This window comes from Ferrovibrio terrae, assembly GCF_007197755.1.
In the GTDB taxonomy this organism is placed as follows: Bacteria; Pseudomonadota; Alphaproteobacteria; order Ferrovibrionales; family Ferrovibrionaceae; genus Ferrovibrio; species Ferrovibrio terrae.
Genome location: NZ_CP041636.1, coordinates 2,982,446 through 3,001,981, shown reverse-complemented (window position 1 = coordinate 3,001,981; position 19,536 = coordinate 2,982,446). Strand labels below are relative to the sequence as shown.

Here is a 19,536-nt window from a genome sequence, read left to right as displayed (position 1 = left end):
CATGTCATCCCTGCCGATCAACATTGTCGACCTGATCGTTATCGTCGTCCTGCTGCTGTCGGCGCTGCTGGCTCTGTTCCGCGGTTTCGTCAAGGAAGTGCTGTCCATCGTCGGCTGGGTGGCGGCGCTGGCGGTGACTTATTTCTTCTTCCCGCTTGCCCGCGACATTGCCCGCTCCTATATCGAGTCCCGGATATTCGCGGATATCGTGGCCGGCATCGCCCTCTTCCTGCCGACCCTGATCCTGTGTTCGATCCTCACCCACTGGATCTCCGAACAGGTCCGACGGGCGTCGGCAATTTCCGCCGTCGACCGCTCCTTGGGCTTCCTGTTCGGTCTGGCCCGGGGTGCGCTGATTGTGGTGGTGGCATGGTGGATCGTGGACAGGCTGATTCCGGTGCAGACCCAGCCCACCTGGCTGGCCGAGGCCCGGACCCGTCCGCTGGCCGTCATGGGCTATGAATGGGGTGCCGAGATGATCCTGCGGCAAATTGACCCGACTCGGGCACCCCCAAAAAGAACAACTGGGCCGCAAACTACCCCGGTCCCAGCCCATACAAGTCCGGGCGGCGGCGCTGACTCGCGCGGCCAAACCGGCTATAAGACCGAGGAACGCCAGGGCATCGAGAGTCTGATCCAGAAGCAGGACAAACCTTGAGCCGCCACGAGCCGAGTTCGCTCGTCGGACGATGGAGCCGTTGAGAAATGCAAACGAACCCCTTCGACGACGACAAGCTGCATGAAGAATGCGGCATCTTCGGCATCTTCGGCACGTCCGACGCTGCCGCCAACACGGTGCTGGGCCTGCATGCGCTCCAGCATCGCGGCCAGGAGGCGGCCGGCATCGTTGCCTACAACGAAGGCCGCTTCAACAGCCACCGCGCGCTCGGCCATGTGGCACCTAACTTCTCCTCCGAAAAGGTGATCCGCGAACTGCCGGGCGACAGCGCCATCGGCCATGTGCGCTATTCCACCTCGGGCGGCACGCTGCTGCGCAACGTGCAGCCGATCTATGCCGATCTGGAACTGGGCGGCATCGCGCTGGCACATAACGGCAACCTGACCAATGCCCGCCATATCCGCGACGAGCTGGTGGCCAAGGGCAGCATCTTCCAGTCCACCATGGACACCGAAGTGATCACGCATCTGGTCGCGCTCAGCCGCAAGACCACCGTGGTCGACCGCGTCGTCGATGCCCTGAAGCAGGTCGAGGGCGCCTATGCGCTCGTGGCGCTGACACCGAAGAAGCTGATCGGCGTGCGCGATCCCTGGGGCGTGCGCCCGCTGGTGCTGGGCAACCTGAAGGGCGCGCCGATCCTCGCCTCGGAAACCTGCGCACTCGACATCATGGGCGCCGATTTCGTGCGCGACGTGGAGCCCGGCGAGCTGATCGTGATCGACGCCGAGGGCATTCACAGCCATCACCCCTTCCCGCCGGTGCAGCGCCGCTTCTGCATCTTCGAATACATTTATTTCGCGCGGCCCGACTCGCAGGTCGAGGGCCTGAGCGTCTATGAGTCGCGCAAGCGTATCGGCGCCGAACTGGCGCGCCTGAACCCGGTCGACGCCGATGTGGTGATCCCGGTGCCGGACAGCGGCGTGCCGGCTGCGATCGGCTATGCCGCCGAAAGCAAGATTCCCTTCGAACTCGGCATCATCCGCAACCATTACGTTGGCCGTACCTTCATCGAGCCGACCGACCAGATCCGCCATCTGGGCGTGAAGCTGAAGCACAATGCCAACCGCGCCTATATCGAGGGCAAGCGGGTGATCCTGGTGGACGACTCCATCGTGCGCGGCACCACCTCGACCAAGATCGTCGAGATGGTGCGCGATGCCGGCGCCAAGGAAGTGCATATGCGCATCGCATCGCCGCCGACCACGCATAGCTGCTTCTACGGCGTGGACACGCCGGAACGCGGCAAGCTGCTGGCGGCGACCCACACGATCGAAGAGATGACCAAGTTCATCAAGGCCGACAGCCTTGCCTTCCTCGACATGGCCGGTCTCTACCGCGCCATGGGCAAGCCGGCACGCGATCCGCTGAAGCCTGCCTTCTGCGATGCCTGCTTCTCGGGCGATTATCCGATCGGCCTGACCGATGAGGTCAATCGCGGCACCCGCGGACCGCGCCAGCTCACCCTGCTCGCAGAAACTGCCTAACCGTCAACAGAAGACTGAAAGAATGCGTCTCAAGGACCGGATCGCGCTGATCACCGGCGCCAGCCGCGGCATCGGCGCCGCGATTGCCAAACGCTATGCCGCCGAAGGCGCGCATGTCATCTGCGTCGCCCGCACCACCGGCGGGCTGGAAGAACTCGACGACGAGATCCGCGCATTGGGTGGCTCTGCCACACTGATCCCGCTCGATCTCGGCAAGACCGAGATGATTGACGGTCTGGCGGCACCGCTGCTGGAGCGTTTCGGCAAGATCGATATCCTGGTCGGCAATGCCGGCATCTTCGGCCGCATGACGCCGTTGCATCAGTACCCGCCCAATCTGTGGGAAGAGGTGTTCAGGCTGAATGTGCATGCCAACCAGCGCCTGATCCGTGCCGTGCATCCGCTGCTGTTCGCATCTGACGCCGGCCGCGCCATCTTCGTCACCTCCACGGTCAGCCGCGAGATTCGCGCCTATTGGGGCGCTTACGCGGCCTCGAAAGCCGCACTCGACAACATGGTGATGGGCTACGCCAGGGAAGTGGCGCAGAGCAATATCCGCGTGAACCTGGTCAATCCGGGCGGCACGCAGTCGAAGATGCGCGCCGAAGCCTTCCCGGGTGAAGATCCGAACACGCTGCCCAAACCGGAAGACATCACCGAGGTTTTCGTGGCGCTCGCTGAAGCGAGTTCGACCCGCAATGGCGAGTGGGTCAACGCCCGCGAATTCTGCGGCATCAAGAGCTGAAATCCCCGAAGCATGACACAGATCGCCGCCATCATCGATCAACTGCTGGCGGCGCGACGCGGGGGGCTGCTGCTGCAGCCGACTGAAGACCTGTCCGGCTTCGATGCCGTTTACGCAATCCAGTCCGGCGTCATGGCGAAACTCGGCGAGGTTGGTGGCTGGAAGGTCGGTCGGTGGGATGCCGGCTCGCCGCTCTTTTATGCGCCGATCAGCGCCGACCTGATCCGCCCGGCACCCGATACACGCCAGCCGGAAGAATGCCGCCTGCGCGGCGCGGAACTCGAAGTGGCATTCCGCATCGACGCCAAGCTGCCCTCACCCGGCTCGCATGATTTCCTGCCGGCGCTCGCCGCCTGCGTCACGCCAATGGCGGTCTTCGAGATCGTGGATAGCCGGCTGGCCGACCCGAAGAGCGCCAGCAAGCTTTGGAATCTCGCCGACGTACAGCTCAATGCCGGGCTGGTCTGTGGCACACCGCTCGAAATGTCATGGCAGCCTGAGGATTTCAGTCATCCGCAGGTGCAACTGACCGCAGATGGGGCGGATGTCGTCGCCGGGCCAGCAATGCTGAATACCAGCACACCTTTCGGCATGCTGGCCGATCTGGTCCGCAGTTGCGGCGCTCATTGCGGCGGCGTGCAGCCGGGCCAGATCGTCACTACTGGTTCCTTCACCGGGTTGCGTTTCTTCGCCAAGGGCACGCAACTGACCGGATGCATCGCCAACCTGCCGCCGGTGAGCGTCAGTTTCGCAGCCTGAATGTAGCGGTACATTCCCGCGCTTGACGCGGCGATGCCGAACCAGAAACGATACACGCATGTCCTCCCGCTCTCCCGCCACCGGCATGGCGCTGGTCGCCCTCGGTGCCATCGGTTTCGGCCTGATGCCGCTGTTCGCCCGCACGGCCTACGCAGACGGCCTGTCGGCGCTCTCACTGCTGAGCTGGCGCTTTGCCATCGCCTTTGCCTGCCTGCTGCCGTTCCTGAAGCAGTTGCGGGTCGCGAAACGCGACACGCTGGTCGCCGTGCTGACGGGCGCCGGCTATATGGGCATCAACCTGTTTTACTTCCTGGCGCTGGAGCGCCTCACCGTCGCACTGACGGTGCTGATCCTGTTCACCTATCCGCTCTTCACCATCCTGATCGGCTGGCTCGGCTTCCGTGAGAGACTGACCTGGCAGAATGCCGCCGCCGCAGTCATCGTGCTGCTGGCCGCCATTCTGATCCTTGCGCCTACCGGCTTCGGCGACAGCGTCGATCCGGTCGGCCTCGGCATGGCCTTCGTGCCGCCGGCCACCTACGCGCTGTTCGTGCATATCGCGGCAAAGCGTCTGAGCTCCATGGCCATTCCGGTGCGGCTAGGCGGTGTCTTCCTCGGCGGGCTGATCGCCATGGTCGTGCTCGGCCTGATCATGGAAGGCCGCATCGCCGCCCCCGCCACGGTCGCCGGCTGGGGCGCGGCGATTGCACTCGCGCTGCTCAGCACGGTCTTCGCGCTCGGCCTGCTGCTCTATGGCGCACCGATCGCCGGCGCCGAGCGCACCGCAGTGGCCGGCGCCAGCGAGCTGGTCACGGCGCTGATCGTCGGGGCGTTGGCGTACGACGAGGCCCTCGCCCCGACCACCCTGGCCGGTGCCGCGATGATCATAGGCGCGATCCTGCTGGCCGCCCGTGGCGAGCGGCAGTTGGTGGATGTCAAATAACACTAAGTTTAATGTATAAAATTATTATCAACATTCAGAATTGATAAAATAAAACCAACGGCCTAGCATGCCCGCCACCAGCAGAGGGGAGGATGCTACTCATGCCATTCCGGATTCATATCCTGGCCGTCGCACTCGTGCTGACAGCCGGCAGCGCTGTTGCCCAGCAGCGCATCGCCACGCTCGATGACACGGCCCTGGCCGCGCAGGCCTGCAATGTCTGCCACGGCAGCCAGTCATATCTCTCGCCGACCATGCCGCCGATCCGCGGCGTCGATGCCACCACGCTCTACACGGCGCTCATCGAGCTCAAGACCGACAAGCGCCCCAGCACCATCATGGGCCGCATCTCGCGCGGCTATTCGGACGAGCAGCTCAAGGCGCTCGCCGACTACCTGTCGAAGAACTGAGCGGGAGACCAGCCATGACCAAGACCTCATTCTCTCGCCGCAATGTCCTCGCCGGTCTCGGCGCCACCGCCGGGCTGCTTGCGGCACCGCATATCGCCAGCGCGCAGGCTTCGGCCGGACGCGTCGTCGTGATCGGCGGCGGCTTCGGTGGCGCGACTGCTGCGCGCTATGTGAAGCTGTTCTCGCCCGACACCGATGTGGTGCTGGTGGAGCGCGACGCGACCTACATCACCTGCCCCTTCTCGAACTACGTGCTGGCCGGCATCCGTGATCTCAACAGCATCACGCATCGCCGCGATCCGCTGCGCCAGCGCTTTGGCGTGCGCCTGGTGCGTGGCGAGGCCACCGCCGTCGATACCAACGCGCGCAGCGTAAAGCTGAAGGATGGCGCCAGCCTGCCCTATGATCGCCTGGTCGTCGCGCCCGGCATCGAGCTGAACTATGCCGGCGTGCCCGGCTGGAGCGAGCAGGCCGCCAACACCGTGATGCCGCATGCCTGGAAAGCCGGCCCCCAGACTGTGCTGCTGCGCAAACAGCTGGAAGCCATGGCCGACGGCGGCACCGTGATCATCGCGCCGCCAGCCAATCCGTTCCGCTGCCCGCCCGGTCCGTATGAGCGCGTCAGCATGATCGCCTGGTATCTGAAAAACCATAAGCCGAAATCGAAGATCCTGGTGCTGGATGCCAAGGACGCCTTCTCCAAGCAAGGCCTGTTCATGGCAGGCTGGGAAAGCCAGTATCCCGGTATGATCACCTGGATCGCAGGAAAAGACGGCGGAAAGGTGGAGAGCGTCGATCCGAAAGGCATGACGGTCACCGCCGGCTTCGGCAAGGAAAAGGGCGCCGTGATCAACGTGATCCCGCCGCAGACGGCGGGCAGGATCGCGCTGGATGCCGGGCTTGCGGAAGCCAACGGCTGGTGCGCCGTCGATCCGGCCAGCTTCGCCTCGCGCAAGGCGCAGAATGTCTATGTGCTGGGCGATGCCTCGATTGCCGGCGCGATGCCGAAATCCGGTACGGCCGCAAACAGCCAGGCCAAGGTGGTGGCAGCCAATATCGCCGCAAGCCTGCGTGGCGTGACTGCACCGACCGCCGTGTATCACAACACCTGCTACAGCCTGGTGACGCCGGACTATGGCATCTCGGTCAGCGACACATATCGCCCCGGCCCGCAGGGCGTGGCGGTGGTGCCGAATTCCGGTGGCGTGTCGCCGGCGCGCGCCGAGGCGGCACAGCGCAAGGCCGAAGCCAATTACACGATGGGCTGGTATGCCGGCATCATCGCCGACACCTTTGGCTAAAACTGGCTGATCGCTGTCAGACAAAGAAAACCCCGGGGCATGAAAACCCCGGGGTTGTTCAGTTGGGGAACACGAGGGTCATCCCTCGACGCTGACCTGAATGTTATTCCACGACCGCCCGGCCCGGCGCTGTGATCGCGGTCACAGGCAGGACTGCGAAGCCAGGGTGACAAACCCGGCTGACAAAAACTGTCACCCGCGCGTCATACCTGGTGCGTCATACAACCCAGCGATCAGATATTGATTCAACCAGCCTTGGCGAAACCGGTCTCGTGATTGCGCAGCAGTGTGATGCGGAAGCCCGCGGATTCGGGCACATGCCGCTCGAGCTGGCGCTGCGCCGCCTTCTGCGTCGCACCCTGGATCAGGTAATAGCGGCCACCGGTCCACTGCCGCGCCGGATGATGGGCATCAGTTTCCTGCAGGCCTTCGTCATGCTGCACGAGGAATTCCCAGATCGTGCCGCCGGGATCGAAATTCTCGGTCGGCGTCACGCGGTAGACGAAAGGCAGCGGCTCGTCTTCGTGGCGCTTTTTCAACTGCTCGAGTTCGTCCTCGATGGCGGCCAGCTTCTTCAGCGCCGCATCGATATTCTGGTCGGCCTCGACGGACTGACGGTCAGCCACGTCGGCAGAGGTCTGCAGGTCGGTCAGGCTGGACTGCAGGGTGTTGGCGCGGCCGCTCACCGAATTCCAGGCATCGCGGGCGCGCTCATAGGTCAGGTTGCCGATCAGCAGGATGAGCGCCAGGTTGGCGGACAGCACCAGCACATAGGTCAGCGAGATCATGTCGAAGTTGAAAAAGCTAAACATCGGCGCGCTTCAGCTTTCCGCGGAACGACTGGACCGACAGGATCGAGGCTTCCTTGTTGAACCGCTGGTGACAGAGCTGTCTCGCCGTGTCGCCGTCGACGCCCCAGATCACCAGTCGGGCCATGCGATAGCCCTCGCTGTTGGTCGAGGTGGTGCCCAGACCATGGAACATGTCGTGCTTGCGGCGCAGCAGGACGCGGGCATACCAGCCCGGCGCATCCGTGGCCGGCACGCCGATTTCGAACACCGTGTTGTTCTGCGGATCCTGCAGCGCCTCTTCCGCATTGCGCAGCGCCTGCACTTCGCGGAACACGCCCAGATACTGTGACTCGAGGGCCTGCAGCCGCTTGTTGCGGTCCGCCAGCCGGCCGGCCTTTTCCTGGAAAACCTGCCGCGCCGATTCCGTCGACAGCTTCAGCCGGCCAAGGTCATGGTGATTGGTCGCCATGGTCTTGATCACACGCGACAGCGCATCGCCGCCGATGCCAATCGCCAGCAGCAGGGCCATGCCCGGGATAGTCGCAATCGCGATGTCGACGATATCCATGCGGAAAACGGGGGTCGCGTGAAACTGGAGAATTCTAGTACCAGTTGTTCATTGCCCAGTCGTTAATTCTTGGCAACGGTTATTCTCACAAGAATTCCAAAGAATCCAAAAATTCTATGGATAACAGCATTTTAACCATAACCACCGGGGCCGGCCGCGGGTAGATTTCCGGTAACCTCCTGTGGCCAGATTCCGGACGATCTCATATGGCGGTTTCGCCCGCTGCGGTCGTGCGTTGCGAGTCTCCACCGGCCCCGGCGCCCCGGCGGCGTGATGCCGCGCACGCCGTCTGCAAAATCCTTCCTGCTGTCGCCGGCCTCGCACTTGCCTTTTATGCCGCACCGCACACTCTGTATCGGACATCGACCACTGCCCGCCTCCTCCCTTTGACGGATTCCTGCCATGACCGGACTGTTCGACAGCTATCGCCTCGGCAACCTCACGCTGACCAATCGCATCGTGATGGCGCCGCTGACCCGCAACCGCGCCGCTGCCGGCAATGTACCGACCGCACTGATGGCGGAATATTATGCGCAGCGCGCCGCGGCCGGCCTGATCGTGGCCGAGGCCACCCAGGTGGTGCCCGAAGGCCAGGGCTATCAGGACACGCCCGGTATTCACTCGACCGAACAGATCGCCGGCTGGAAGCGCGTGACGGATGCTGTTCATGCCAAAGGCGGCAATATCTTTCTCCAGCTGTGGCATGTCGGACGCGTCAGCCATGTCGACCTGCAGCCCGGCGGCCAGGCCCCGGTGGCGCCGTCTGCCATCCGCGCCAAGACCAAGACCTTCGTCGGCGGCACTTTCGTCGACGTGTCCGAACCACGCGCCCTGCGGCTGGATGAACTCCCCGCCATCGTCGAGGGCTATCGCAAGGGCGCGGCCAATGCGATCGCCGCCGGTTTCGATGGCGTCGAAATCCATGGCGCCAATGGCTACCTGCTCGACCAGTTCCTGCGCGACGGCATCAACCAGCGCGCGGATTCTTACGGTGGCAGCATCGAGAACCGCGCCCGCCTGCTGCTGGAAGCGACCGCCGCCATCGTGAAGGAAATCGGCGCGGAACGCACCGGCATCCGCCTCTCGCCGGTGACGCCGGCCAACGATGCCGTCGACAGCAATCCGCAGCCGCTGTTCAATTACGTGGTGGAGCAGCTCGACCGGCTCGGCCTGGTCTATATCCATGTCATCGAAGGTTCGACCGGCGGCCCGCGCGATAACCTGCCCTTTGATTACGGCGCGCTGCGCAGCCGCTATCGCGGTGCATGGATCGTCAACAACGGCTATGACCGCGCCATGGCGGAAAATGCCGTTGCCAACGGCCGCGCCGACCTGATCGCCTTCGGCCGGCCCTTCATCAGCAATCCCGATCTGGTGGAACGCCTGCGCGCCGATTCTCCGCTGGCACAACTCAACCGCGCCACGCTCTATGGCGGCGGCGCCGAGGGTTATACCGATTATCCGGCGCTGTCCGCCGCAGCGGAATAACGCTGGCATAACCTCAGACGTCAATTGCCTCACCAAGGCGTGAGGAACTGGATGCACGCACCCGGGTTAGGCTGATGCCCTGACCCGGGAGTTTTTTTATGAACAGCACCGTCTTCCGCCAGCCGACCGCACATCTGGTGTCGCTGGCCACTGCCGTGCCGACTTTCGGCCTGGCGCAGGACGACGTGGCACGCCGCGCCGGCGAACTGTTCGCGCCCATGGTGACTGACTTCAACCGCCTGACGCCCATCTATCGCAACGCCGAGATCGAGCAGCGCCATTCCTGCGTACCGATCGACTGGTACAGCGAACCGCATTCCTTCGGCGATCGCAATGATCTGTTCCTCAGCAATGCCACCGACCTGCTGGCCGAAGCCGGCGAAAAGGCGCTCTCAGCCGCAGGCATCGCCGCGCGCGAGATCGACACGGTGGTGACCATCTGCTCGACCGGTATTGCCACGCCCAGCCTGGATGCGCGGCTGATCGGCCGGCTCGGACTGCGCAACGACGTGCAGCGTCTGCCGATCTTCGGTCTCGGCTGCGCGGGGGGCGTACTGGGCCTGTCACGCGCGGCAGCGATGGCGAAAGCGCGTCCGCAATCGACTGTGCTGCTGCTGGCCGTTGAACTCTGCGGGCTGACCTTTCGCGCGCAGGACCGTTCGAAAAGCAATATCGTCGCCACGGCACTGTTCGGCGATGGCGCGGCCGCCGCCGTGATCAGCAGCCGCAGCCGCCATGCCGATAAGCCGATGCTGGGGGCTGGCGGCGAACACACCTGGCCCGGCAGCCTGGATGTGATGGGCTGGGATGTCGGCGATGACGGCCTGAAGGTGATCTTCTCGGGCAACATCCCCGACCTGGTGCGTCATGACCTGCGCCCGGTGGTCGACCGATTCTATGCCGATCACGGCCTGCTGCCCGAAGAGATCGCCGGCTATATCTGCCATCCCGGCGGCGCGAAAGTTCTGGATGCGCTCGAGGAATGCTTCGGCCTGCAGCGCGGCACCATGCGTCACGCACGCGACGTGCTGCGCGAGCATGGCAACATGTCGTCGGTCACCGTGCTGTTCGTGCTGGCCGCCGCAATAGCCGACGATGCGCGCGGTCGCCACCTGCTGACGGCGCTCGGGCCCGGCTTCACGGCCGCGCTGCAGGTGATCGACCTGTGATGACCGTCTTCCATGCCGTTCTGGCCTTCGTCGTCCTGCAGCGCCTGGCCGAACTGATCTGGTCGGCGCGCAACACCCGTCGCCTGCTGGCGCGCGGCGCGCAGGAAGTCGGTGCACGGCATTATCCGCTTTTCGTGCTGCTGCATGGCTCGTGGCTGGTGGCGCTCGCGCTGATGGTTCCGGCCGACACGCCGCCGCATTGGCCGCTGCTCGGCATCTTCGCGCTGCTGCAGGTGCTGCGCATCTGGGTGGTGGCGACACTGGGGCCGTACTGGACCACGCGCATCATCACGCTGACAGATGCGCCGCTGGTGCGGCATGGCCCATTTCGTTGGCTGAAGCACCCGAACTATGCCGTGGTGGTCGGCGAGATCGCCGTGCTGCCGCTGGTCTTCGGCGCGTGGCAGATCGCGCTGGCCTGGAGCCTGCTGAATGCGCTGCTGCTCTGGCATCGCATCCGCGTGGAGGAAACCGCGCTGCAATCGCGGCGCGGGATCGGCCCGGCTATCTCAGGTAATTGACCAGCGAGAGCTGCAGCGTCTTGCTGGTCACCATATAGGAGGCTTCCAGCGCAGCCTGGAGCCCGGCAATGTTGGTCGCCACTTCGGCCGGATCAGCGTCCTGGATACCGCCGATACGGATTTTCAGCAGGTCGATGCCGCGCGCGTGGCGATCCTGCACCTCGCCCAGATGTTGCTGCTTATAGCCGTTGCGCGACGCCGTAGACTTCAGGTCGGAGAGCGCCAGATCGAGCTGCTTTGTCGCGTCATCGACCCGGGCCTGATAGTTCGGATCATCGACGCCAAGATCAGCAGTGGCATCGCGGAAGCGCAGCACGGCATCGATCACGCGCTGGAAACCCGGCTCGGCGGCCGACACGCCATAGGACAGGCGTTCGTTGTCGTCGACATATAGCCCGACCGAATTGATGTCGTAATAGTTATCGATGTTTCCGCCAAGATTGAGATACGGCGGCTGGTTCAGAGGCACGGAATCCGGCACCGGCTGGAACGGAACGTCATAGCCCGGCGTCACGCCCGGCACGGCGCCCGCGCCATAGACCGCCGGCAGGCCGGACAGCGTGCCATTCAGCGGGTTGGTGTTGTAGTTGGTGCCGGAGAAGATGTAACGGTCGCCGTCTTTTGTTTGCAGGATACTGCCGATCTGGTCGAGCAAGGTACCGGCCTGTGCCGCCGGAGCCGCCGTCTTGGCGAAAAACGGGTCGCGGTTCTTGATCATCATATCCTTGGCATCGGTTGCCAGGTCGATGATCTTTTCCAGTGACAGCGCGTAGAGGGTCGTGCGGTTCTGTGCAGTCTTTACGGCATCTGTGTAGTTCTCCGCCGTGCCGAGCTTCGACTTCAGCGCACCGAGTTCCTGCGCCTGATGCGAGACGCCGATCAGGCCGTCCAGCTTCAGGCCGGAGGACAGCTGCTGGTTCTGTCGGTTCAGCATGGTGGTGAGCAGGCTGATATTGCGGCTCATCGCCTGCTGCATGGCCAGCTGGGTCGTTCCGGTCACGGCAACCATGATCTATCTCCCGATCGAAATCACTTCATCGAACATTTCGCGGATCGCGTTCATCACCTGGGCGAGCGCCGCGTAGTTGTTCTGCAGCACCGTCAGCTGCGCCAGCTCGTCATCGACATTGACGCCGGTGAGATTGCGGAATTTCTGCTCCACATTCGCCTGCAGGTTTTCGGCAGAGTCGCGTGCCGCCTCGTTGTCGCTGACCTGCCGGGCGTGATAGGCCATCACGCCGCTGACAAGGCCGAAGATATTCACATTGGCGGTGCTGAGCCCGTTCGGCTCGCCGGCCGGATTGATCTGTGTCGCAGTTAGCGTGGTGTTGCGCATGGCCTGCTGGACAGCACCCATGCGGGTAGCATCCAGCGTATTCGGATCCGCAGTGAAGGCGCCGTCGATTGCCAAGGTGGCGGCGGCATCGCCGGCGGTATAGTTGAACAGATTGGAGCCATAGGCGGCATTCACCACATCGGCGATGTTGCGCGCCATCGAATTGAGCTGGTTGAAGAATTTCTCCATCGCACCGACATTGCCGTCCGAACTGGTCAACGCGCCGGCACTGCCGTCCAGGTAATCCAGGCTGGCGCGCAGCGATCCTTCGCTGAAACCGGCCGTGACATTGTCGCCGTTAGTGTTCCTGATGGTTCCCGTGGTAGAATCGTAACTGAAGCTTTGCGCCGTCGTACCGACCAGCTGGACGCCGGCATCGGTGTAGATCGACATCGCGCCATTCTCGGCCGTGATGGTGCGCACGCCCACCAGGCCGGCGATCTTCGCCACTTCGGCATCGCGAAGGTCTTCCAAATCGCCGGTCGGCATGCCCGCCGCTTTCTGGCCGATGATCTTGGCATTCAGGCCGGCGATGGCCTTGGTGGCATCGCCCAGCGTATCGAGGCCGGTCCGGATATCGTCCTGCGTCTGGCTTTGCAGCGTGGTGCGCTGACTTGCAAGGCGATTGACCTCCTTGGCAAGCTCCTGCCCGCGCTGCACCACCAGCGCCTTGAGCGTCGTATCTTCCGGCGTCGCCTCCAGCCGCTTCACGGCATCTTCGAAACTGGTCAGTCGCGATTGCAGCGGGGTCTGTCCGCCGCCGGTATCGTCAATGCCCAGCGCCTCGGCCAGCTGACGGGCTTGATCAGTCGTGGCGCTGAGCCGACTGTAATCAGCCGTGGCGCCGTAATAGTCCTGCAGCAGATTGGGCGCGGCGGCGCGCACGATAGCCGCCACCACCGCCGCCATGGGATCGCCGCCGACGGCCGGCGTGGTAAGCTGCACCATCTTGCGGGTGTAGTTCGGGTTTTGCGCATTCGCGATATTCCCCGAAGTCACACCCGTCTGGGCCTGTATGGTCGACAGGCCCATCAGGGCAGTGTTGAGTGCGGCCGTCAGCGACATGGCATAGTTTCCCAGATCCGGCGCCTTAGCGCCGGATGTTGATGGTTTCCTGCAACAGTTCGTCTGTCGTCGTGATGATGCGTGCATTGGCTGAGTAAGCCCGCTGCGCGACGATCAGCTTGGAGAATTCCTCGGCGATATCGACATTCGAGCCCTCCACCGCCGACGACACGAAATCGCCGACACCGCTGGATCCCGCTTCGGCCAGGATCGGCGACCCCGATCTGGGTGTGGCGACGAAGGCGTTGCCGTTCACGCGATCAAGCTCTGTTGGGTCGTTAAACCGCGCGATGGGTATCTGGTAAAAGGTCTTCACGTTGCCGTTGTCGAAGGTGACCGACACATAGCCCTGTTCATCGATCGACAGGCTTTTGAAATTTCCCTGGGGTACACCATTCTGCTCGAAGCTGTTCAGTGTCAGCTTGTCGCCGGCATATTGCGTGGTGCCGGTATTGTTGCCGTAAGAGCCGAGGTCGAGGCTGATCGCCTGTGGACCGCTGCCGAAATCGAGATCGAAGCTGAAGGCGGCATTGGCGCCCGTGGCGCTGGCCGCGGTGGCGGTCAAGCCGCCGCCAGTCGTCATCGAGGAGAGTGTGCCGGCCGGGACTGTCGTGCCGTCAACCAGAGTGCCGCCGAAACTGACCGTGGCGGGGCCGAAAGTGGCGGGCGTGCTGTCCGGTGAATTGACCTGCAGCGTCCAATCGCTTTCGCCAATCCGCGTCCAGGTCAGATTGACCGAGCGGGCATTGCCCAGCGCATCAAAGATCTGGATCGAGCTGGCCGGCAGGGTTGCCGGCAGATTGCCGCTGGCGTCCCTGACGTTGTTGGGCAGGTTGGCTGCGTATTCGACCAGGTTGGTCGCGACAGGCGCATCGAGCAGGTTGGAGACGCGCACTTCAGATGTGCTGGAGGTGTCGACCTCGCCGGTGACCGGATCGACCGCCCAGCCCTGCAGGTAGTAGCCTGACGAATTGATCAGGAAGCCTTCCGAGTTCTGATTGAAGTCGCCGACGCGGGTGTAATAGTTGGTGGCTTCAAAAGTCGGCAGACCGGTGGAGGGATCGGTTCCGACCTGCTTCGACACCGGGATGAAGCCGTTGCCGGAGATGGCGATCGAGGTGGTGGACGACACCCGCGAGATCGGGCCCGGCGCATTGTTGGCGAAGAAGGGCTGGTTCAGCACGCCGCCCGAGGAATGCGTATTGGCCTGCGCGCTCGATTGCGTGACCAGCGTCTGGAATCGCGATTCCACTTTCTTGTAACCGACCGTACTGGCGTTCGCGACGTTGTCGGAGATGAAGCCGATGGCCGCGGACTGGCCGTTCATTCCGGAAATCGCGGTCTGCATTGCACCGGTAATCGACATGGGTTGCTCCCTGGTTGGATGGCGATGTCGGGACCGTCTGGAGCAAGGACCATGCCGTTTTGTGACTCTTATCCTATATCCTTGGCAAAGCGCCATTTCTTGCCAAAAGATTAACGGTGGTTAACGATCACGCCTTGCCGGGCCACCGGGCATATTCTGCCGGACTAGGTAAAAACTGCGTAGTTTCAATGATTTTAACGATAAACTGTCACTTTGCGACGGCCTGTTACAGGTAACAAAAGTTAACATTACCGCGCATACTTAAAACCCGTTAAGGCAAGTCTGAAAGACTATTTCAGGAACAGTTTTTCGATTGTCTGAGAACGGTTTATCTCCCACGACACGCCCTGTCCGCTGTCCTCGCGCGTTCATCATGAACGGCGTCGTTACCATGTTGCGGATCGTGTCACGCGCGTCTGCGCGACAATGCGCGGTACTGCCTGCGCGCGGCACGCACCTTGCTCCTGCAGCGACAACACAAAGGAGCAGAACGATGACGATGAGCGGCGTGATGGGTATGGCGGTGCAGGCGCTGAATGCGCAGTCGATGGCGATCAGCAACATCGCCGACAATGTCGCCAATGCCGGCACCGCCGGCTACAAGGCGGTGGAGACGCAGTTCCGCGATCTGGTGCAGGGCATGCAGTCGGCCGTCAGCCCGGTGCTGGGCAGCACCAGGCAGGCCGGCGTGATCGGCTATGCCGACTTCAACAATCGCAAACAGGGGCAGATCGCCAGCGACCTGGACACCCCGGCCTCGGCGGCGATCGACGGCAATGGTTTCTTTGCCGTGGCCAAACCGGCCAGCATCGATCCGGCCACCGGCACCGCCACCAGCTTCGAAAACGAGACCTATTACACGCGCCAGGGCGACTTTCACCTCGACAGCAGCGGCCGGCTGGTGAACTCCGCCGGCTTCTACCTGATGGCATCAGCCAGCCCCACCGGCACCAGTCCCTCGGTGCTGACCATCGACACCCGCGACAATGCCGCCGGCAGCGGCTTTACCGGCGTCAGTATCGACGATGGCGGCGTGATCACCGCGCATTATGCCGACAAGACCACGACCCAGCAGGGCCAGGTGGTGCTGGCCAACTTCCGCGAGCCCGACGAGCTTGATCGCACCGACGGTACGGCCTATCGCGTCACGGCCGAGTCAGGCGATGCTGTTTACGGCAACCCGATGGCCGGTACCAATCGCGCCGGCATCGGCACGATCAAGGGCAGCGCGCTGGAGAGTTCCACCGTGGATACCGCCAGCCAGATGACCAGGCTGATCGTCGCGCAGCAGGCCTATTCGATGAACTCGCAGGTGATCCAGATGGCCAACGAGATGATGACCACTGCGGTGAACCTGAAAGGCTGAGGTAAAAAACCAGGCCGCCCCCAAGCTCCATGCTTAGGGCTTGATGCTTAGGCGGCCTGGAGCGCCTGCACCGGCGGCGTGAAGATATAGCCGCCACCGCGCACCGTCTTGATCAGCTCGGGCATATTGGGATCGGCTTCGATCTTGCGGCGCAGGCGGCTGACCTGCACATCGATGCTGCGGTCGAACAGCACGGTGGAGCGGCCGCGGGTCAGATCCAGCAGCTGTTCCCGGCTCAGCACGCGCTGCGGATGTTCGCAGAAGGCCAGCAGCAGGTCGAATTCCCCGGATGTCAGCGGCAGGATGCCGCCACCGGGCGCGCGCAGATGGCGCTTGGCGGTTTCCAGAACCCAGCCTTCGAATGCATAGGCCTGCGGCCGATCGCTATCGTCAGACACGGTGGCCACGCTGCGCCGCAGGACCGCCTTGATACGGGCGACCAGCTCACGCGGGCTGAACGGCTTGGTCAGATAGTCGTCGGCGCCGCTTTCCAGGCCCAGAACCCGGTCGGCCTCGCCCGACAGCGCCGTCAGCAGCAGGATCGGCATCGTCACCTGCTGGCGCAGCCGGCGGAACAGCTGCACGCCATCTTCACCAGGCAGCATCAGGTCGAGTACGATCAGGTCGAAGCGCCCGGTCTTGAGCGCAAGCGACATGCCACGGCTGTCGGCGGCCGGGGTGACGCGGAAACCGTGTTCAACGAGAAATCGCATGACGCGATTACGAATCTCGCGATCACCATCGACGATCAGGATATGAGGCGTACGGGACATCGGACTCTGCACTGGGGGAATCAAAGTTTCATGCAGGCGCATGATGCCAGCCGCAATTGTCTTGTGAAAGCAAGAGTTTGTAACGCAGCGCTATTAACGCGCGTTTACCAAGAGTGCAAGAAATGCGCACTCATGCCTCCTCTTCTTCCGGATCTTCAGGCTCAGGAATCTGACCGGGATCAAAAGCACCGACGACTTCATCGGGCGGAACCTTGGTGCCTGAGGCGATCAGATACTGCACGCCATCGATCACCTCGACCGACTGCACATAGCCGCGCCCGTTGACGTTGGCACCATCGATGACCTTGCCGGCGGAATCCTTTGCCTTGATCTCCAGCGTATAGGTTCCGGGATCACATTCGTCGCCCTCGGCATCCGTGCCATCCCAGGCCACTTCGGTGCGACCATTGGGACCCATCACCACATCCTTGGCCGGCATGCTGCCGCTGCGTACCACTTTGCCGTCCTCATCGACGATCTTGAATTCCACCATCTCGGTGCCGGGCGGCAGGTTGTAGGTCCAGAAGGCCGAACCCCCTTCGGCCAGCTCGACGTCTGGACTTTCGAAATCGATCACCTTGCCGATGTAGTTCAGATTGGCGCTGGACTGCTGGGTCTTCAGCATCGCCATCATCGATTCGAGATTCTTGTTGATGTTGATCTGCTGCTCGACCTGGCTGAACTGCACCAGCTGCTGGGTGAATTCGCTCGGATCCATCGGCGAGGTCGGATCCTGGTTCTTCAGCTGCGTGGTCAGCAGATGCAGGAACATCTCGAAATTGCCGGCCAGTGCGCTGGCAGAGTTATTCGCGGCTGAAGCCTGATTCGTATTGACGTTGCTGACACCGGTGACCATGGCTGCTTCTCCTTTGAAGTGCGGCCATGGTCTAGCGCGAGCCAAGCGACTGCGATGCAGCAATCTGCGCCGTGCAACGCTACGTAACAAATTACAAAACAAGCATTAATTCCCGTTAGCCATATTGCGGCGCAGTTGCGGTCACCATTTGGTCATCGCAGCGCGGCTGCTTGTCGGAGGCGCGGCACGAGAAATCGTGAAACATTAATGTCAGAAAAATTACAGTACGGTGTCCGCCATGCTACACGACTTTGCCGCCACCCTCGCCCCGGTCATCAGCTGGGATCATGCCGTCAGCCTGTGGCTCAACAGCTATGCAGGCCACACACCGGCGCTCGACCGTTTCATCTACAATCTCGCCGATTCTGCCATGCTGAAGGGCGGCCTGTTCATGGCCTTTTTCTGGTGGCTGTGGTTCAAGCGCGACGAGGAAACCACACCGCGTCGTCAGACCATCCTGACCGCACTGGCCGGCGCGATCATCGCCATCGGCGTCGCCCGCGTGCTGCAGCTCATGCTGCCATTCCGCGAACGGCCATTGCATAACGATGCGCTGAGCCTGACTCCGCCAACCGTGGTCAATCCCGATACGCTGGACGGCTGGAGCTCCTTCCCGAGCGACCATGCGGTGCTGTTCTTTGCATTGGCTCTGGCAGTGTGGCGTCTGCATCGCGCGCTGGGCGTCTTCGCCTTCCTGTGGGCCAGCATCGGCATCTGTCTGCCGCGCATCTTCCTCGGCTATCACTATGCCACCGACATCCTGGTTGGCGCGGTGGTCGGTATCGTCATCATGCAGGCGTCCTTCCTGGTGTTGCGGCCGCGCCTGCTGGCCCAGCCACTGCTGCGCTGGGAGAAGGCGCATGCGATGTCATTCTACTGCGCGGCCTTTGTCGCCAGCCTTCAGCTCGCCGTGCTGTTCCAGGATGTGCGCCAGCTCACCGTCGATGGCATTGGCCTGGTACATCACCTGAGCGTGACACAGGCGGTGGCAACCGAAGCGTCGGGTGCGCAATAGCCACGCGACCGCAATGGCGCTAGTCTGACGGCCTCTGCACCGGAGGCTCCATGACCGCGATAATTACCGTTCGCTTACCGAATGGCGAGGTCGTACCGCGGCTGGGCCAGGGCACATGGCAGATGGCCGAGACACCTGCCCTGCGCAAGGCCGAGATCGCCGCGCTGCGGCTGGGCATCGAACTCGGCATGACACTGATCGACACGGCCGAGATGTATGCCAGCGGCGGCGCCGAGGAGCTGACCGGCGAAGCGATTGCCGGCCGGCGCGACGGCCTCTTCCTGGTCAGCAAGGTGCTGCCGAGCAATTCCAGCCGCAAGGGGACGCTGGCATCCTGCGAGCGCAGCCTGAAGCGCCTGCGCACCGACCGCATCGATCTCTATCTGCTGCACTGGCGCGGCAGCCCGCCACTGTCGGAAACGCTGGATGCCTTCGAGGAACTGCAGCAGGCCGGCAAGATCCGCCACTGGGGTGTCAGCAATCTCGATATCAACGACATGCAGGAACTGACACGCGACCCACGCGGCAACGCCTGCGCGACCAATCAGGTGCTCTACAATCTGACCCGACGCGGCATCGAATTCGACCTGCTGCCCTGGCAGCGTAAACAGCAACAGCCCATCATGGCCTATTCACCTATCGAGCAGGGCCGGCTGGCTAGGCACAAGGAGTTGAAGGAGATTGCCGGGCGACTGAATGCCACGCCGGCGCAGGTGGCGCTGGCCTGGCTGCTGCGGCAGGACAACGTGATTTCGATCCCCAAGGCCACCGCCGAGCAGCATGTACGCGACAACCATGCCGCGCTCAGGCTGAAGCTCAGCACCGAGGACCTTGTCGCGCTCGATCGCATGTTTCCGCCGCCGAACCGCGCGCAGCCCCTCGAGATGATCTAGGGAGATGA

General features: G+C 63.0%; 20 protein-coding genes. 13 read left to right on the top strand and 7 right to left on the bottom strand.

Going from position 1 to position 19,536, the window contains the following annotated elements; all coding sequences use genetic code 11:
* Nucleotide 1 precedes the first annotated feature (1 nt).
* The 7 genes from FNB15_RS14570 (at nucleotide 2) to FNB15_RS14540 (ending at nucleotide 6,321) form a co-directional block, all read left to right on the top strand.
* Entirely contained in the window at nucleotides 2-658 is a 657-nt protein-coding gene (locus FNB15_RS14570) for a CvpA family protein (RefSeq protein WP_144069404.1), read from the top strand.
* 47 nt (nucleotides 659-705) lie between these two features.
* Nucleotides 706-2,163, top strand: a complete 1,458-nt coding sequence (gene purF / locus FNB15_RS14565; protein ID WP_144069403.1) for an amidophosphoribosyltransferase — start codon at nucleotides 706-708, stop codon at nucleotides 2,161-2,163.
* 22 nt (nucleotides 2,164-2,185) lie between these two features.
* Complete coding sequence (locus FNB15_RS14560; protein WP_144069402.1) at nucleotides 2,186-2,908, top strand: SDR family NAD(P)-dependent oxidoreductase; 723 nt, start codon at nucleotides 2,186-2,188, stop codon at nucleotides 2,906-2,908.
* 12 nt (nucleotides 2,909-2,920) lie between these two features.
* A complete protein-coding gene (locus FNB15_RS14555; RefSeq protein WP_144069401.1) occupies nucleotides 2,921-3,667 on the top strand; it encodes a hypothetical protein in 747 nt (248 codons plus the stop codon).
* Nucleotides 3,668-3,725: 58 nt separating this feature from the next.
* A complete protein-coding gene (locus tag FNB15_RS14550) occupies nucleotides 3,726-4,610 on the top strand; it encodes a DMT family transporter (protein WP_144069400.1) in 885 nt (294 codons plus the stop codon).
* 101 nt (nucleotides 4,611-4,711) lie between these two features.
* Complete coding sequence (locus FNB15_RS14545; RefSeq protein WP_144069399.1) at nucleotides 4,712-5,020, top strand: c-type cytochrome; 309 nt, start codon at nucleotides 4,712-4,714, stop codon at nucleotides 5,018-5,020.
* A 14-nt stretch (nucleotides 5,021-5,034) separates the two neighbouring features.
* A complete protein-coding gene (locus tag FNB15_RS14540; RefSeq protein ID WP_144069398.1) occupies nucleotides 5,035-6,321 on the top strand; it encodes an FCSD flavin-binding domain-containing protein in 1,287 nt (428 codons plus the stop codon).
* 245 nt (nucleotides 6,322-6,566) lie between these two features.
* On the opposite strand, the gene FNB15_RS14535 is transcribed toward FNB15_RS14540, so the two are convergent.
* Both FNB15_RS14535 and FNB15_RS14530 read right to left on the bottom strand, forming a co-directional pair.
* Nucleotides 6,567-7,133 carry a hypothetical protein gene (locus tag FNB15_RS14535; RefSeq protein WP_144069397.1) on the bottom strand — a complete coding sequence of 189 codons (567 nt, stop codon included), beginning with the start codon at nucleotides 7,131-7,133 and terminating at the stop codon, nucleotides 6,567-6,569.
* The gene (locus FNB15_RS14530; RefSeq protein WP_144069396.1) at nucleotides 7,126-7,680 is read right to left on the bottom strand and encodes a hypothetical protein; all 555 of its coding nucleotides are present in this window, start codon (nucleotides 7,678-7,680) and stop codon (nucleotides 7,126-7,128) included. The genes FNB15_RS14535 and FNB15_RS14530 overlap by 8 nt, the downstream gene beginning before the upstream one ends.
* A 402-nt stretch (nucleotides 7,681-8,082) precedes the next feature.
* Here FNB15_RS14530 and FNB15_RS14525 point away from each other — a divergent pair, with 402 nt between their 5' ends.
* From FNB15_RS14525 to FNB15_RS14515, 3 genes are all read left to right on the top strand, one after another.
* Complete coding sequence (locus FNB15_RS14525) at nucleotides 8,083-9,168, top strand: alkene reductase (protein WP_144069395.1); 1,086 nt, start codon at nucleotides 8,083-8,085, stop codon at nucleotides 9,166-9,168.
* A 98-nt stretch (nucleotides 9,169-9,266) separates the two neighbouring features.
* The gene (locus FNB15_RS14520; RefSeq protein ID WP_144069394.1) at nucleotides 9,267-10,337 is read left to right on the top strand and encodes a type III polyketide synthase; all 1,071 of its coding nucleotides are present in this window, start codon (nucleotides 9,267-9,269) and stop codon (nucleotides 10,335-10,337) included.
* Nucleotides 10,337-10,858 (top strand): isoprenylcysteine carboxyl methyltransferase family protein, encoded by a 522-nt coding sequence (locus FNB15_RS14515; RefSeq protein ID WP_144069393.1) that lies wholly within the window; start codon nucleotides 10,337-10,339, stop codon nucleotides 10,856-10,858. The genes FNB15_RS14520 and FNB15_RS14515 overlap by 1 nt, the downstream gene beginning before the upstream one ends.
* Here FNB15_RS14515 and FNB15_RS14510 read toward each other — a convergent pair.
* From FNB15_RS14510 to FNB15_RS14500, 3 genes are read right to left on the bottom strand one after another with little or no spacing between them, the layout of a single operon-like run.
* Entirely contained in the window at nucleotides 10,842-11,867 is a 1,026-nt protein-coding gene (locus FNB15_RS14510) for a flagellin (RefSeq protein ID WP_144069392.1), read from the bottom strand. The two genes, FNB15_RS14515 and FNB15_RS14510, sit on opposite strands and share 17 nt — an antisense overlap.
* Nucleotides 11,868-11,870: 3 nt before the next feature.
* Nucleotides 11,871-13,259: a flagellar hook-associated protein FlgK gene (gene flgK / locus FNB15_RS14505; RefSeq protein ID WP_185973566.1), complete on the bottom strand. Its 1,389-nt coding sequence runs from the start codon at nucleotides 13,257-13,259 to the stop codon at nucleotides 11,871-11,873.
* Between the two features lie 25 nt (nucleotides 13,260-13,284).
* Complete coding sequence (locus tag FNB15_RS14500) at nucleotides 13,285-14,625, bottom strand: flagellar hook protein FlgE (protein WP_185973565.1); 1,341 nt, start codon at nucleotides 14,623-14,625, stop codon at nucleotides 13,285-13,287.
* Between the two features lie 493 nt (nucleotides 14,626-15,118).
* Between FNB15_RS14500 and FNB15_RS14495 the strand changes: the two genes are divergently transcribed.
* Nucleotides 15,119-15,991 carry a flagellar hook basal-body protein gene (locus FNB15_RS14495; protein ID WP_185973564.1) on the top strand — a complete coding sequence of 291 codons (873 nt, stop codon included), beginning with the start codon at nucleotides 15,119-15,121 and terminating at the stop codon, nucleotides 15,989-15,991.
* 47 nt (nucleotides 15,992-16,038) lie between these two features.
* Here the strand turns inward: FNB15_RS14495 and FNB15_RS14490 are convergent, their stop codons facing one another.
* Both FNB15_RS14490 and FNB15_RS14485 read right to left on the bottom strand, forming a co-directional pair.
* Complete coding sequence (locus FNB15_RS14490; protein WP_144069388.1) at nucleotides 16,039-16,764, bottom strand: response regulator; 726 nt, start codon at nucleotides 16,762-16,764, stop codon at nucleotides 16,039-16,041.
* Nucleotides 16,765-16,894: 130 nt separating this feature from the next.
* Nucleotides 16,895-17,620: a flagellar hook assembly protein FlgD gene (locus FNB15_RS14485; protein WP_144069387.1), complete on the bottom strand. Its 726-nt coding sequence runs from the start codon at nucleotides 17,618-17,620 to the stop codon at nucleotides 16,895-16,897.
* A 238-nt stretch (nucleotides 17,621-17,858) separates the two neighbouring features.
* Here FNB15_RS14485 and FNB15_RS14480 point away from each other — a divergent pair, with 238 nt between their 5' ends.
* Both FNB15_RS14480 and FNB15_RS14475 read left to right on the top strand, forming a co-directional pair.
* Complete coding sequence (locus FNB15_RS14480; RefSeq protein ID WP_144069386.1) at nucleotides 17,859-18,635, top strand: phosphatase PAP2 family protein; 777 nt, start codon at nucleotides 17,859-17,861, stop codon at nucleotides 18,633-18,635.
* A 50-nt stretch (nucleotides 18,636-18,685) separates the two neighbouring features.
* Complete coding sequence (locus FNB15_RS14475) at nucleotides 18,686-19,528, top strand: aldo/keto reductase (protein ID WP_144069385.1); 843 nt, start codon at nucleotides 18,686-18,688, stop codon at nucleotides 19,526-19,528.
* Nucleotides 19,529-19,536: the final 8 nt, after the last annotated feature.